Annotated in this window: 13 protein-coding genes; 7 read left to right on the top strand and 6 right to left on the bottom strand. The window is 73.0% G+C overall.

Annotated features, from left to right (window positions below; all coding sequences use genetic code 11):
• Positions 1-5: 5 nt before the first annotated feature.
• The 4 genes from K330_RS0108385 to K330_RS20135 form a co-directional block, all read right to left on the bottom strand.
• Complete coding sequence (locus tag K330_RS0108385; protein WP_237740626.1) at positions 6-275, bottom strand: muconolactone Delta-isomerase family protein; 270 nt, start codon at positions 273-275, stop codon at positions 6-8.
• Between the two features lie 19 nt (positions 276-294).
• Positions 295-1173, bottom strand: a complete 879-nt coding sequence (catA, locus tag K330_RS0108380) for a catechol 1,2-dioxygenase (protein WP_022921383.1) — start codon at positions 1171-1173, stop codon at positions 295-297.
• Positions 1174-1244: 71 nt separating this feature from the next.
• Positions 1245-2357: a mandelate racemase/muconate lactonizing enzyme family protein gene (locus tag K330_RS0108375; RefSeq protein WP_022921382.1), complete on the bottom strand. Its 1113-nt coding sequence runs from the start codon at positions 2355-2357 to the stop codon at positions 1245-1247.
• Positions 2354-3307 (bottom strand): LysR family transcriptional regulator, encoded by a 954-nt coding sequence (locus K330_RS20135; RefSeq protein ID WP_022921381.1) that lies wholly within the window; start codon positions 3305-3307, stop codon positions 2354-2356. The genes K330_RS0108375 and K330_RS20135 overlap by 4 nt, the downstream gene beginning before the upstream one ends.
• Before the next feature lie 172 nt (positions 3308-3479).
• Between K330_RS20135 and aroQ the strand changes: the two genes are divergently transcribed.
• The 4 genes from aroQ (at position 3480) to K330_RS0108350 (ending at position 6877) form a co-directional block, all read left to right on the top strand.
• Positions 3480-3926 (top strand): type II 3-dehydroquinate dehydratase, encoded by a 447-nt coding sequence (aroQ, locus tag K330_RS0108365; protein ID WP_022921380.1) that lies wholly within the window; start codon positions 3480-3482, stop codon positions 3924-3926.
• Between the two features lie 35 nt (positions 3927-3961).
• Complete coding sequence (locus K330_RS22630; RefSeq protein WP_022921379.1) at positions 3962-4792, top strand: DUF429 domain-containing protein; 831 nt, start codon at positions 3962-3964, stop codon at positions 4790-4792.
• A gap of 144 nt (positions 4793-4936) precedes the next feature.
• Positions 4937-6370, top strand: a complete 1434-nt coding sequence (locus K330_RS0108355; protein WP_029202469.1) for an aldehyde dehydrogenase family protein — start codon at positions 4937-4939, stop codon at positions 6368-6370.
• Between the two features lie 105 nt (positions 6371-6475).
• Complete coding sequence (locus tag K330_RS0108350) at positions 6476-6877, top strand: hypothetical protein (RefSeq protein WP_022921377.1); 402 nt, start codon at positions 6476-6478, stop codon at positions 6875-6877.
• A 109-nt stretch (positions 6878-6986) separates the two neighbouring features.
• Here K330_RS0108350 and K330_RS0108345 read toward each other — a convergent pair whose 3' ends face one another.
• Complete coding sequence (locus K330_RS0108345) at positions 6987-7808, bottom strand: helical backbone metal receptor (protein WP_022921376.1); 822 nt, start codon at positions 7806-7808, stop codon at positions 6987-6989.
• A 102-nt stretch (positions 7809-7910) separates the two neighbouring features.
• Here K330_RS0108345 and K330_RS23275 point away from each other — a divergent pair, with 102 nt between their 5' ends.
• Genes K330_RS23275 through icmF form a run of 3 tightly spaced genes read left to right on the top strand, consistent with a single transcriptional unit; the run spans position 7911 to position 12097 of the window.
• Complete coding sequence (locus tag K330_RS23275; RefSeq protein WP_022921375.1) at positions 7911-8216, top strand: hypothetical protein; 306 nt, start codon at positions 7911-7913, stop codon at positions 8214-8216.
• A 10-nt stretch (positions 8217-8226) separates the two neighbouring features.
• Positions 8227-8766, top strand: coding sequence for a MarR family winged helix-turn-helix transcriptional regulator (locus K330_RS20125; protein ID WP_022921374.1), 540 nt, complete (start codon positions 8227-8229; stop codon positions 8764-8766).
• A 37-nt stretch (positions 8767-8803) separates the two neighbouring features.
• A complete protein-coding gene (gene icmF / locus K330_RS0108335) occupies positions 8804-12097 on the top strand; it encodes a fused isobutyryl-CoA mutase/GTPase IcmF (RefSeq protein ID WP_022921373.1) in 3294 nt (1097 codons plus the stop codon).
• A gap of 66 nt (positions 12098-12163) precedes the next feature.
• On the opposite strand, the gene K330_RS22625 is transcribed toward icmF, so the two are convergent.
• Entirely contained in the window at positions 12164-12937 is a 774-nt protein-coding gene (locus K330_RS22625) for a LuxR C-terminal-related transcriptional regulator (RefSeq protein ID WP_022921372.1), read from the bottom strand.
• Positions 12938-13131 lie beyond the last annotated feature (194 nt).

Raw genomic sequence — 13131 nt, 5'->3', positions numbered from 1 at the left:
TGCGGTTATCGGATCGAGTTGGGATGCGTGGCCAGCGCCTCGACCTCAGCCTGAATGTAGCCGAACATGGGCAGGCCCGACACGAGCTCGTGCAGCTCGTCGTGGCTGGCCACGTCGAAGAGGCAGTAGTTGGCGAACTGCCCGGCCACCCGCCAGATGGCGGCGATGCGACCCTCCTGCTGCAGCCGCTGCGAGTAGGCCTTCTCGGCGGCGACCAGCTGCTCCCGGACCTCGGGGTCGAGGTCCGGGGGCAGGGTGACCGTCATCCGGACCATGTACTGCATCCGGTTCCCGTCAGCGCGTGCTCGGCGCGTCGGCCGAGACCGGGTCGAGGACGAAGCCGTAGTCCACGGTGACGGAGCCGTCGCCGGCGTCCTGGGGGTCCAGGACCAGCTCGGGCTTGACCGCCGAGGCGATGTCGTCCTCGTTGTGCGGGTCGCCCGGAAAGTACAGCTGGGCGGTCAGCAGCTCGTGCCCCGGTGCCGACACCTTCACGTGCAGGTGCGCGGGCCGCCAGGCGTGCCAGTCGGCGGCGGCGATGAGCGTGCCGCAGGCCCCGTCGGTGGGGATCTGGTAGGGGGCGGGCTGGACGGTGCGGATCGCGAACCGGCCCTGCTCGTCGGTGACGAACGTCCCGCGCAGGTTCCACTCGGGCAGACCGGGGGCGTACTGGCTGTAGAAGCCGTTGCTGTCTGCGTGCCACAGCTCGACCGTCGCGCCGCCCAGGGCGGACCCGTCGGTGGAGGTCACCTGGCCGTTCCACGTCAGGGGGGTGCCGGGCTCGTCCTCGCGCATCGGGATGGTGCCGTCGTGCGGCAGCGCCGGGGCGTCCGGGACGTAGTAGGGGCCCTCGATGGAGCCCTTGGAGCCGGACCGGTGCGAGGTGTTGACGTCCTCGACGACGTGCTCGACCCAGACGTCGAGGAAGAGCGGCCACTCGCCGTCCTCGCCGACCTGGATGAGCCACGCCTTCAGGGCGTCGTACTCCTCGTAGGTCATCTCGTGCTTGCGGATGACGTCGTGGATCGCCTCCAGGGCGTCGCGCGCCATGGCGCTGACGCGCTCGGCAGGCACGGCGGCGCCGCCGGACCTCTGCTTCCTGCGGAACGCCTCCGTGGCGCCGGCGCCGGACTCGGCGGCCTTCGCCTCGAACTCGGTGCGGGTCTGGCTCATCTGCCTGCTCCTTCTCGTGAGGGTCGTGTCGTGCGTGCGTCGTGCTGCGGGGGTATGGGGTGCTCGCCGGCTCAGCGGTCCTGGCGGTAACGGGTCAGCCGCTCCTCGTCGAGGACCACGCCCGTCCCGGGAGAGGTGGGGGCCAGGAGGCGTCCGTCGCGGATCTGCAGCGGCTCGGCGAGCAGGTCGTCGGTCATGTCCAGGAAGTTGGACAGCTCGCCGGCGCGCCGGGAGGTCGCCTCGTGCGCGGCGCCGAAGACGACGGAGCACAGCGTGCCGACCTGGCTGTCGATCTGGTTGCCGACGACGACCTCCACGCCCAGGCCCTCGGCCAGGTGCAGGACGCGCTGGCTCTCCGAGAAGCCCGTCCGTGCGGTCTTGATGCTCACGGCGGTCGCGGAGCCGCCGAGCAGCTCGCGGGTCACGGAGGCCGCGTCAGGTGCGCTCTCGTCGGCGACGAACGGCACGGGGCACCGCCCGACGAGCCACCGGCGCCCCAGCACGTCGTCGGCCGGGTTCAGCTCCTCGGCCAGGGTCAGCCCGAGGTCGGCCATCTCGTGCAGCGCGCGGGCGGACTCGGCGGCGGTCCAGCCGCGGTTGCCGTCGACGTAGAGCTCGACGGCGTCGCCGAACTCCTCGCGCAGGGCGCGCACCACGTCGACGTCCAGCCGGTAGGGCCGCCGGCCCACCTTGACCTTGAAGGTGGAGATCCCGTAGGTGTCCCGCATCCGGTGGGCCTCGGCGACCATGGCCGCCGGGTCGTCGAAACCGAGCATGTGGCTGACGCGCATGCCGTCGGTCCACCCGCCGAGCAGCCGGTGGACGGGCTGCCCGAGGGCCTGGCCCAGGACGTCCCAGACCGCCATGTCGAGCGCCGCCTTGGCCGTCGGGTTGCCGATCGTGCGGTGCAGGCGTGCGCGGTGCACCGACCGGTCCAGGGCCGAGGTCCCCACGAGGGCGGGGGCCATCACCTGGTCGACGACGGCCACGATGGAGGCCTGCGTCTCGCCGTAGGTGTACGGGCGGGGCGGTGCCTCGGCCGTCCCGACGAGCCCGCCCGCGGTGTGCACCCGCACGACGACGTGGTCGGCGGTGCGCACCTCGCCGGAGGCGAAGCGCAGCGGCTTGCGGTAGGGGATCGCGTAGGGGACGGCCTCCACGCGGCTGATCGTCAGGTCGCTCAACTCGCCTCCTGGGCAGGACGGTCGGGGGACGGGAACGGGCTGTCCGGCTCCTCGTCGAGGGGGGTGAGCAGGCCGTGCTCGCGCAGCGCGGCCAGGACCTGGCGCAGCACGGGGGAGCGGTCGTCGCGGCGCCAGGCCAGCGCCAGGTCGACGGTGACGGGGCTGTCGGTGCGCCGGAAGACCACCCCCGTCAGGGTCAGGGCACCCGCCGACTCCGGCACGAGCGCGACCCCCAGGCCGGCCGCGACCAGGGCCAGCATCGTGGAGGTCTCACCCACCTGGTGGGCGGGCGTGGGCTCGAAGCCTCCGCCCCGGCACGCACGGCGGACCGCGTCGAGGACCACGGACCCGGTCAAGGCTGCGTACATGACCAGGGGGACGTCCTGCAGGTCGGCGACGGCGACCGGCCCCTCGCCGGACGCGAGCGGGTGCCCCTCGGGGACCGCGAGCAGCAGCTCCTCACGCCGGACCACGACGTGCTCCAGGGCGGCCGTCGTCAGGGGGGTGCGCAGCACCGCCAGGTCGAGGGCGTCCTCGACGAGCGCGCGCTCCTGCTCCGGGGTGAGCATCTCGGTGCGCACGCGCATGTCGACCTGGGGGAGGGCCTCGGAGAGCACACGTGCCACGCGCGGCAGGTAGCCGTAGGACGCGGACCCGGTGAGGCCGACCCGCACGGTGCCGGTGACCCCGCCGTCGGCGCGCCGGGCTGCCCGGGTGGCGTCGTCGATGCGGGCCAGGATGGCCAGCACCTCGTCGTGGTACACCCGTCCGGCGCTGGTCAGCTCGACGCGGCGGGTGGTGCGCCGCAGCAGCGTGACGCCCAGCTCGCGCTCGAGCTGACGCACCGCCCGCGACAGGGCCGGCTGGGCCACGTGGACCTGCTCGGCGGCCTCGCCGAAGTGCAGGGTGCGGGCGACGGCGTCGAAGTAGCGCAGGTGCCGCAGCTCCATCGCCCGTCTCCTCCGGTCTTGGTCGGCCGGCATTGATGCCTGCCACGTCCGACAGTAGGGCCGCTGACAGTCGCCCTGCAAGGCACGACTCGGCATCGACTGATGCGTGGCAGGAATGAATGTGGCGGCGGTGTCCGGGTCCGCGGTGGGGCGCGTGTGCCACCCTTGGCCCATGACCCGGCGGATCCTCGTCCTCAACGGCCCCAACCTCAACCTCCTCGGCACCCGTGAGCCGGAGATCTACGGCACGACGACGCTGGCTGACGTGGAGGCCCTGTGTGCGGGCGAGGCGCAGCGGCACGGGCTGAAGCTCACCTGCACCCAGACCAACCACGAGGGCGGACTGGTCGACGCCCTGCACGAGGCCGCCGCAGCCGGCGACGTCGTGGGCGTGGTCCTCAACGCGGGGGCCTACACCCACACCTCCGTGGCCCTGCTCGACGCCGTGAAGGCCACCCGGCTGCCCGTCGTCGAGGTGCACCTGTCCAACCCCCACGCCCGTGAGGCCTTCCGGCACACCTCCTACCTCTCGCCCGTCGCGCTCGCGGTCATCGCCGGCGCCGGGGCCGACGGCTACCGCTACGCGGTCGACCTCCTCGCCACCCGCTCCGCCCGCTGAGCCCGCGACGAGAGCCCCGTCCTACAGTGGGGCGCATGGGAGTCACACAGTGGTGGCGCCGGCTCACCGGCAAGGGCGGGCGCGGCACGGACACAGACCCGGCGACGGTGCGCACGGCCGGGCCCAGGTCGACCGGGGTCAGCCAGCCCACGGGCAGGCCCGGACGTCGCCCGCAGCCTGACGCCTCGCTGCCGGTCATGGGGGTCGACGCCTGCAAGGCGGGCTGGGTCGGCGCCGTCCTGGACGCCTCGGGCCACGGCACCCCGCACCTCCTCGTCCGGCCCACCGTCGCCGAGCTCGTCGCCGAGGCCGGGCCACTGGCCGTCGTGGCCGTCCACGTGCCGATGGGGCTGCCCGACGAGACGCGCCGCGAGGCCGACGTCCAGACCCGACGCTTCCTCGGGGCCGGGGGCACCTCGGTCTTCTCCACCCCGGTGCGGGAGGCGGTCTACGCACCCTCCTTCGGCCGGGCCAACCAGCTCAACCGGGAGCGGGTCGGCTCGGGCGTCTCCCAGCAGGCCTACGGGCTGCGCTCCCGCATCCTCGAGGTCGACGCGTGGCTGCGCCAGGACCTGCCGTTCGCGGTCTGCGAGGTCAACCCCGAGGCCTCCTTCGCCCAGCTGGCCGGCGGGCCGCTGGAGTCGCGCAAGCGCTCCGCCCAGGGCGCCGAGGAGCGTCGTCGGGTGCTCGCCGGCGGCGGCGTCGTCGTCCCCGGCACCCACCCGGTCGGCGCCGGCGTCGACGACGTCATCGACGCGTGCGCCGCCGCCTGGAGCGCGCACCGGGTCAAGGCCGGGCAGGCCCGCACCTTCCCGGAGTCCCCCGAGACCTTCTCCGACGGCATCCCCGCCGCCATCCACGTCTGACCCCGGGCGACGTCCGGCAGCGGACGTCGCCCCGACCCGCCCCGCCCCCCTCAGGAGGTACCCATGACCACCACCGCCCGCGACCGCGCGACGTCCGCCGGAGCCTACCCCTCGTACGACGACGAGCAGCCGCGCGACTACGGCATGCTCGTCGGGGGCGAGTGGGTCCCGGCCGCGTCGGGGGAGACCATCGACGTCATCACCCCCGTCGACCGGTTCAAGGTGGTCGCCCGCACGCCCCGGGGCCGTGCCGAGGACGCCGACCGCGCCGTCCGGGCGGCGCGTGCCGCATACCCGGCCTGGGCCGCGCTGCCCTTCGCCGAGCGTCAGCGGGCGCTGCTGCGCATCGCCGACGACCTCGAGCCGCTGGTGGAGGACCTGGCGCGGCTCACCGCGCTCGACACCGGCAACGCCCTCCGGACCCAGGCGCGGCCCGAGGCGGCGCTGCTCGTCCAGGCCTTCCGCTACTTCGCGGGGCTGGCCGGTGAGGTGAAGGGGGTGACCCTGCCGACGGGGGACGAGGCGCTGTCCTACACGCGCCGGCTGCCGCTCGGGGTCGTGGCCGGGATCCTGCCGTGGAACTCCCCGCTGATGATCGCCGCGTTCAAGCTGCCCGCGGCGCTCGTCTCCGGCAACACGATGGTGCTCAAGGCGGCCGAGGACGCCCCGCTGACGATCCTGGAGCTGGCGGCCGTCTGCGCGCGGCACCTGCCGCCGGGCGTGCTCAACGTGGTGACCGGCTACGGCGCCGAGGTCGGCGAGGCGCTCGTCGTCCACGAGGACGTCGACAAGGTGTCCTTCACCGGGTCGACGGCCGTCGGCGCGGGCGTCGCCTCGCGGGCGGGTCAGCGGCTCGCGCACGTGTCCCTGGAGCTGGGCGGCAAGTCGCCGTGCGTGGTCTTCCCCGACTCCGACACCGACGCGGTCGTGGAGCAGGTGCTGCTCGCCACCCGCTTCGCCCGCCAGGGCCAGAGCTGCACCTCGGGGTCGCGGCTCTTCCTGCACGAGGACATCCACGACAGCTTCCTCGACAAGCTCGTCGCCCGGGCCTCCGAGCTGAGGGTCGGCGACCCGCGCGAGGAGTCCAGCGACATCGGCTGCATCATCAACGAGCGCCAGTGGCAGCGGGTGCAGGGCTACATCGAGGACGGGCTGGCCCAGGACGGCGTGGGCGTCGCCTACGACGGGCGGGCGTCGCTGGCCGTGGGCGAGCCGGGGTTGTACCACGCGCCGATGATCCTGACCCAGGTCTCCAACGACTGGCGGATCGCGCGCGAGGAGATCTTCGGCCCGGTGCTCTCCGTGCTGCGCTGGAAGGACGAGGACGAGGTCGTGCGGATGGCCAACGACACGCACTACGGGCTGGCGGCGTTCGTCTTCGCCCGCGACATCGGCGCCGCGATGCGCACCGCCCACCGGATCGAGTCGGGCTGGGTGCAGGTCAACCAGGGTGGTGGACAGCTGCCCGGACAGTCCTACGGCGGGATGAAGGCCAGCGGCCAGGGCCGGGAGTTCTCCCTGGAGGGCATGCTCGAGGGCTTCACCCAGATCCAGCAGGTCAACGTCCGCCTGACCTGACCTGACCGGGGCACGGCGCGCGCGGGGGCCCGGCCGCGGAGCGGCCCCCGCGTCGACGCCTGCCACCTCGTGGCAGCCTCGGGCCGGTCTGGGAGACTGGTGGGTATGACGAAGCACCCGGTCCTGCTGACCCTCCAGATCTCCGCCGCCCTCGCCGCCCTGCTGTCCGTGGTCCAGGCCGTGCTCGGCTTCCAGATCGTCGCGGGCACCTGGGTGGAGTCGCACGGGATGATCGGCAACATCACCTTCGTCGTGGCGCTCGTCGCGGCGGTCGCGGCCTTCCTGTGGATGCGCCGCAGCGGCAACAAGGGTCTGTTCATGCACGCCGCGGGCATGGCCGTCATCGCCCTGGCCCAGGTGGCGCTCGGTGAGATGGGGCTGCGCGCCGCGCACATCGCGGTCGGCGTCCTCTTCCTCCTCGGCGCGGTGGCCCTGGCCACCCTCTCCTTCCGCAAGCCGGGTGTCGTCGACGCCGGCCCGGTCCCGCAGGAGCGGCTCCAGGGCTGACGGGCACGCGCCGACCCGCCTCCGACTCACTCACGCGCTCGTCCTGTCAGTGACTCGTGATGCATCACGAGTCACTGACAGGATGAGTACGTGAGTCTCGTCCGCGCCGTCAGGGTTGCGCCGGGACCGCCGCGAGCAGGTCGGCGGCCTCGAGCATGGACGGGCCGTACCAGGTGAGCAGCCGCCCGCTGACCAGCTGCGTGGGGGTGTTCGCGAACGCCTCCGGCCCGTCCTCGGGGGTGAACTCGTAGGGCTCGTCGGGCAGCAGGATGACGTCCGCCCCGGCGGAGTCCAGCTCCTCGAGCGCCACCGTGGGATAGCGCTCCTCGTGGTCCTCGTGGACGTTCGCCAGCCCGGAGCGTCGCAGCAGGTCGCCGGTGAAGGTGCGCGACCCGACGACCATCCAGGGATCCCGCCACACGGCGACGGCGACACGGGCCCGGACGGGCGGCCGCGCGGCGTCGTGCGACTCGACCGACCCGTGCTCCGCGGCGTCCGCACCAGCACCCCCGCCCCAGACCTCCTCCACGTCGGCGAGCCAGTCCGGCACGCCCCACGCGAGCACCTCCTCGAAGAGCCGGTGCATCGACGCCAGCGCCTGGGGGACCGACTCCACCACGCTGACCCAGACCGGGACCCCGGCCGCGCGGAGGCGCTCCACGTCCAGCTCGCGGTTCTCCTCCTGGACGCACAGCACCAGCTCGGGGGCGAGGGCCTCGACCGCGGCGCGGTCGGGGTTCTTGGTGCCGCGCACGCGCGCGACGTCGAGGTCGGCCGGGTGGGTGCACCAGTCGGTGGCACCCACGAGCGCCTCGCGACGGGTCACGGCGACCGCCTCGGTCAGGGACGGCACCAGGGAGACCACCCGTCGGACGGGGCCGTCGGGGAGGGTGACGGTGGTGCCCAGGTGGTCGGTGAGCGTGCGCGCCATACCCGGCACGCTAGGTGATCGAGGGTGGCCGTGCCCGCCCGTGCGCCCGGCGGCCTCGCAGAGGCGCACGTGACCGGCTGTCGAGGTGCCTACGATAGCCCGGTGGGGGAGGTCGAGCGCTGGCGCCTGGAGGTGGCCGAGCGGGTCCATGAGGTCACCTGGCTGCTGGCCACCGTCCTGCTTCCCGCGGTCCCGCTGCCGCAGGTGCGCCTGCCGTCGCTGCCCTGGCCGGACGTGCCGCTGCCCACGCTCCCCGGCTGGCAGGTGCCGTGGTGGGTGCGCCGGGCGGCCGGCGTCGCGGCATACCTCCTGCCGGTCGCGCTGGCCGCGGTGCTCGCCCGGGCCGAGCTGCGCAGGCGCCGCCGCACGGACGACGGGCACCGGGACGAGGCTCCGCCGACGCCGTAGCCTGGGCCCTGTGACCGTCGACCGCGACCCGATCCGGCTGGCCCACCAGCAGTGGGTCCGCCACGGGTGGGCGGACGCCGCCGACGGCATGGCGATGGTGACCTCGCTGGCCCGCGTCAACCAGCTGCTCATGGAGCGCATCGACGCGGTGCTGCGGCCGCTGGGGCTGACCTTCGCCCGCTACGAGGTGCTGCGCCTGCTGGCGTTCGTCGCCGAGGGTGGCGGGCAGATGCCGATGACGCGCCTGGGCTCGCTCCTGCAGGTGCACCCCACGAGCGTGACCAGCGCCGTCGAGCGGCTGGTCCGCCAGGGCTACGTCGAGCGGGTGCGCAGCGCCACCGACCGCCGCGTCGTGCTGACCTCCCTCACCGGCGCCGGGCGCGCGGTCGTCGAGGAGGCGACCGAGGGCCTCAACCGGGCGGTCTTCGAGCGGCCGGGGCTGTCCGTGGCGCGGGTCCGCGAGCTCACCGACCTGCTGGGCGCCCTGCGCGCCGACGCCGGCGACCACGTCCAGCCGCCGGCCGTCCCGGCAGATAGTTGGATGTCCTAGTATCTGATCCGTCCCCGCACGCGACCCAAGGAACGTCATGGCCGAGCGCACGCTGCACACCCTCACCAACCCGGTCCGCATCGTCACCGCGGCGAGCCTGTTCGACGGGCACGACGCCTCGATCAACATCATGCGGCGGATCATGCAGAGCCAGGGGGCCGAGGTCATCCACCTGGGCCACAACCGCTCGGTGCAGGAGGTCGTGGAGGCGGTCGTCGACGAGGACGCCGGCGCGGTGGCGATCTCGTCCTACCAGGGCGGCCACGTCGAGTACTTCGAGTACCTCGTCCAGCAGCTCGCCGAGCACGGGATGCCGCACGTCAACGTCGTCGGCGGCGGTGGCGGGGTTATCGTCCCCGAGGAGATCGCCCGGCTGCGCAGCTCCGGCGTGACGATCTTCTCCCCGGAGGACGGTCAGCGCCTGGGCCTGCCCGGCATGATCAACCAGGTCCTGGCCGAGTCGGACACGGACCTGTGGGACAGCGCCGGTTCCGCGGACGTCGACGCCGTCGTCGCCGGCGACCGCGCGGCGCTCGCGCGGGCCATCACCGGCGCCGAGACCGGTCGGCTGCCCGAGGAGGACCGGCGCAGGTATGCCGAGGAGGCGCAGGGGCGCGCGGGCACGGTCCCGGTGCTGGGGATCACCGGCACCGGCGGCTCGGGCAAGTCGTCGCTGACCGACGAGCTGGTGCGCCGCTTCCGGGTCGACCAGGGCGACCGTCTGCGGGTCGCGGTGCTCGCGATCGACCCGACCCGGCGCAAGGGCGGCGGGGCCCTGCTCGGCGACCGCATCCGGATGAACTCCATCAGCCAGTCGATCGGGGACGGGGCCGGTGCCGGCGGGCAGGAGAGCGACGAGCGCACCCGGCCGATGTTCCGGTCCATGGCCACGCGCGGCGAGCGCGAGGTGCCCGACGCGCTGCCGACCGCGCTGGACATCCTCAAGGCGGCGGGCTTCGACCTCATCATCGTCGAGACCCCCGGCATCGGGCAGGGTGACGCCGGCATCGTCCCCTTCGTCGACGTCTCGCTCTACGTCATGACGCCGGAGTTCGGCGCGGCCAGCCAGCTGGAGAAGATCGACATGCTCGACTTCGCCGACGTGGTCGCGATCAACAAGTTCGAGCGTCGCGGGGCGATGGACGCGCTGCGCGACGTGGGGCGGCAGATGGTGCGCAACCGGGAGGCGTTCGGCAAGCGACCGGAGGACATGCCGGTCTACGGCACCTCCGCGGCCACCTTCAACGACGACGGCGTGACCGCGCTCTACCAGGAGCTGCTCGACCGGCTGCAGGACCAGGGCCTGAAGGCGGAGGAGGGCACGCTCCCGCGCGTCGACGTGCGGCACTCCTCGATGATCCGCCAGGTCGTCCCGCCGACGCGGGTGCGCTACCTGTCCGAGATCGCCGACACCGTGCGCGGCTACCACGCCGACACCGAGCGGTATGCCGACGCCGCCAGCCGCGTGCAGCGCCTGGAGCTGGTCGACGACGAGCTCGCGGCCGCGGGCAAGACCGACCACGGCGTCGACGAGCTGCTCGAGGCGGCCCGCCAGGACCTGCCGGACGAGGTCGTCGAGCTGCAGGAGCGGTGGCCGGCGACGGTCACCGCATACTCCGGCGACGAGCACACGGTGCGGGTCCGCGACCGGGAGATCACCACGAAGCTGACCCGTGAGTCGCTCTCCGGCACCAAGGTGCCGCGCGTGGCGCTGCCGCGCTACCGCGACGCGGGCGACATGGTGCGCTTCTGGCGGCGGGAGAACCTGCCCGGGCACTTCCCGTTCACCGCCGGCGTCTTCTCCTTCAAGCGGGACAACGAGGACCCGGCCCGCATGTTCGCGGGGGAGGGCGACCCGTTCCGCACCAACCGACGTTTCAAGCTGCTCTCCGAGGGGCAGCCGGCCACCCGGCTGTCGACCGCCTTCGACTCGGTGACGCTCTACGGCCGCGATCCCGACGAGCGGCCCGACATCTACGGCAAGGTCGGCACGTCCGGGGTCTCGATCGCCACGCTGGAGGACATGAAGGCGCTCTACGACGGCTTCGACCTGCTCTCGCCCACCACGTCGGTGTCGATGACGATCAACGGGCCGGCCCCGACGGTGCTGGCGTTCTTCCTCAACACCGCGATGGACCAGCAGCTCGACGCCTTCCGCGAGCGCGAGGGGCGCGAGCCGTCCGGGGCCGAGGCCGACGAGCTGCGCGCCCACGCCCTGGCCAACGTGCGGGGCACGGTGCAGGCCGACATCCTCAAGGAGGACCAGGGGCAGAACACCTGCCTGTTCACCACCGAGTTCTCGCTGCGGATGATGGGCGACATCCAGGAGTGGTTCATCGACAACGGCGTCCGCAACTTCTACTCGGTGTCGATCTCGGGCTACCACATCGCCGAGGCCGGGGCGAACCCGCTGAGCCAGCTGGCGTTCACGCTCGCCAACGGCTTCACCTACGTCGAGTCCTACCTGGCCCGCGGGATGGACGTCAACGACTTCGCGCCCAACCTCTCCTTCTTCTTCTCCAACGGGATGGACCCGGAGTACTCCGTGATCGGCCGCGTCGCCCGCCGCATCTGGGCGGTCGCGATGCGCGAGAAGTACGGGGCCAACGAGCGCAGCCAGAAGCTGAAGTACCACGTGCAGACCTCCGGGCGCTCCCTGCACGCCCAGGAGATGGACTTCAACGACATCCGCACCACGCTGCAGGCGCTCATCGCGATCTACGACAACGCCAACAGCCTGCACACCAACGCCTACGACGAGGCCGTCACCACCCCCTCCACCGAGTCGGTGCGCCGGGCGCTGGCGATCCAGCTCATCATCAACAAGGAGTGGGGCCTGGCCCTGAACGAGAACCCCAACCAGGGGGCGTTCATCATCGACGAGCTCACCGACCTGGTCGAGGAGGCGGTGCTGGCCGAGTTCGACCGGATCTCCGAGCGCGGCGGCGTCCTGGGCGCCATGGAGACCGGCTACCAGCGAGGGAAGATCCAGGACGAGTCGCTGCTCTACGAGCACCGCAAGCACGACGGCTCGCTGCCGATCGTCGGCGTCAACACCTTCCGCCGCCCGCCGTCGGAGGGCGAGGAGGAGAAGACCGTCGAGCTGGCGCGGGCGACCGAGGAGGAGAAGCAGTCGCAGCTGCGCCGGGTGGCCGACTTCCAGCAGCGGCACGCCGACGAGGCGGGCGAGGCGATCCGCCGGCTCAAGGAGGCGGCGATGAACGGCGACAACGTCTTCGCCGTCCTCATGGACGCCGCCCGGGTCTGCTCGCTGCAGCAGGTCACCGAGGCCTTCTTCGAGGTCGGTGGGCAGTACCGGCGCAACGTCTGAGGGGCCAGCCTGCGGCGGTGCCTGGCGAGGCTCGCCGCATACCTGGGGTATGCCGGAGGCCCAGAGCTAGCCGGGGCCGTCGGCCCCCCCGGGCGGCACGAGCGCCAGCTCGCGGGCGCGGTTGACCGCGGAGAGACGGTCACGCACGCCGAGCTTGGCGTAGATGTTGGCGAGGTGGTGGTGGACGGTGCGTGGTGAGCACCCGGCCAGGTGGGCGATGCGCACGGCCGTGTGGCCGTGCGCCAGCAGGGCCAGGATCGTGCTCTCCCGGCGGGTCAGCCGCAGCACCCGGCGGTCGGGCTCCGGGAGCAGCTCGGGCTCCAGGATGGCGGCCAGGGCCGTGACGGCCGGCTGCAGGCTCATCAGGAGCGCGAGGTCGATATCGGTGAAGTCCTCGCCGGAGCGGCCGAGCAGGAACACCACCCAGGACGGCCCGGCCCGCACCGGCAGGGCCAGCAGCTGGTCGACGCCCCAGTCGTCAACGGTGGCCTGCCTGCGCGGCGAGGTGAGCCAGACGGCGGGACCGAACGCGCGGGCTGCCGTGGTCACCTCGGTGGCACCCTCCTGGATGGGGTCGATGAGTGGCTGCTCCCCGGCCAGGACCCGCACCTCGGAGGCGTCGGGGCGGTCGGTCGGGGGGACCTCGGGGGTCCGCACCACCCGCACGTCCATGCCGTCCGGGTCGCCGTGCAGGACCAGACCGACGGTCGCGTCGACCGCGCGCATGAGCACGGCGACGGCCGCGCCCAGGCGGACGACGGGGCTCCCTGCCGCGCCCGCCATGTCCTCCACCACGCCCACGAGCGTCGCGAACGAGCCCGTGGTGTCCCCGTCGACCACAACAGCACTATGGCGCGTCAGCGACGGGTGCTGTCAAGGTGCCCGGACGCTGTGGACGGCCGGATCCTCCTGTCGGCGGTCCTGCCTAGAGTGACGCCCATGCCCACCGACCTCCGCGCCGCCTCGTGGGTGCTCGGCGTCTCCCACGACGACCTGGTCCGCGAGCTCGGGGTGATCACGGTGGCGCGCGCGGA

This window comes from Ornithinimicrobium pekingense DSM 21552 (assembly GCF_000421185.1).
In the GTDB taxonomy this organism is placed as follows: Bacteria; Actinomycetota; Actinomycetes; order Actinomycetales; family Dermatophilaceae; genus Ornithinicoccus; species Ornithinicoccus pekingensis.
The sequence above is the reverse complement of the archived record's forward strand: the minus strand, read 5'-3'. Positions and strand labels throughout refer to the sequence as shown.

Bases quoted from the DNA above. Each gene is read 5' to 3' on its own strand.
- K330_RS0108345 (WP_022921376.1), bottom strand. From the start codon at position 7,808: ATGGCGCGCACGCTCACCGACCACCTGGGCACCACCGTCACCCTCCCC.
- K330_RS0108385 (WP_237740626.1), bottom strand. From the start codon at position 275: ATGGTCCGGATGACGGTCACCCTGCCCCCGGACCTCGACCCCGAGGTC.
- K330_RS22630 (WP_022921379.1), top strand. From the start codon at position 3,962: ATGGGAGTCACACAGTGGTGGCGCCGGCTCACCGGCAAGGGCGGGCGC.
- catA (WP_022921383.1), bottom strand. From the start codon at position 1,173: ATGAGCCAGACCCGCACCGAGTTCGAGGCGAAGGCCGCCGAGTCCGGC.
- icmF (WP_022921373.1), top strand. From the start codon at position 8,804: ATGGCCGAGCGCACGCTGCACACCCTCACCAACCCGGTCCGCATCGTC.
- K330_RS20135 (WP_022921381.1), bottom strand. From the start codon at position 3,307: ATGGAGCTGCGGCACCTGCGCTACTTCGACGCCGTCGCCCGCACCCTG.
- K330_RS0108355 (WP_029202469.1), top strand. From the start codon at position 4,937: ATGCTCGTCGGGGGCGAGTGGGTCCCGGCCGCGTCGGGGGAGACCATC.
- aroQ (WP_022921380.1), top strand. From the start codon at position 3,480: ATGACCCGGCGGATCCTCGTCCTCAACGGCCCCAACCTCAACCTCCTC.
- K330_RS0108350 (WP_022921377.1), top strand. From the start codon at position 6,476: ATGACGAAGCACCCGGTCCTGCTGACCCTCCAGATCTCCGCCGCCCTC.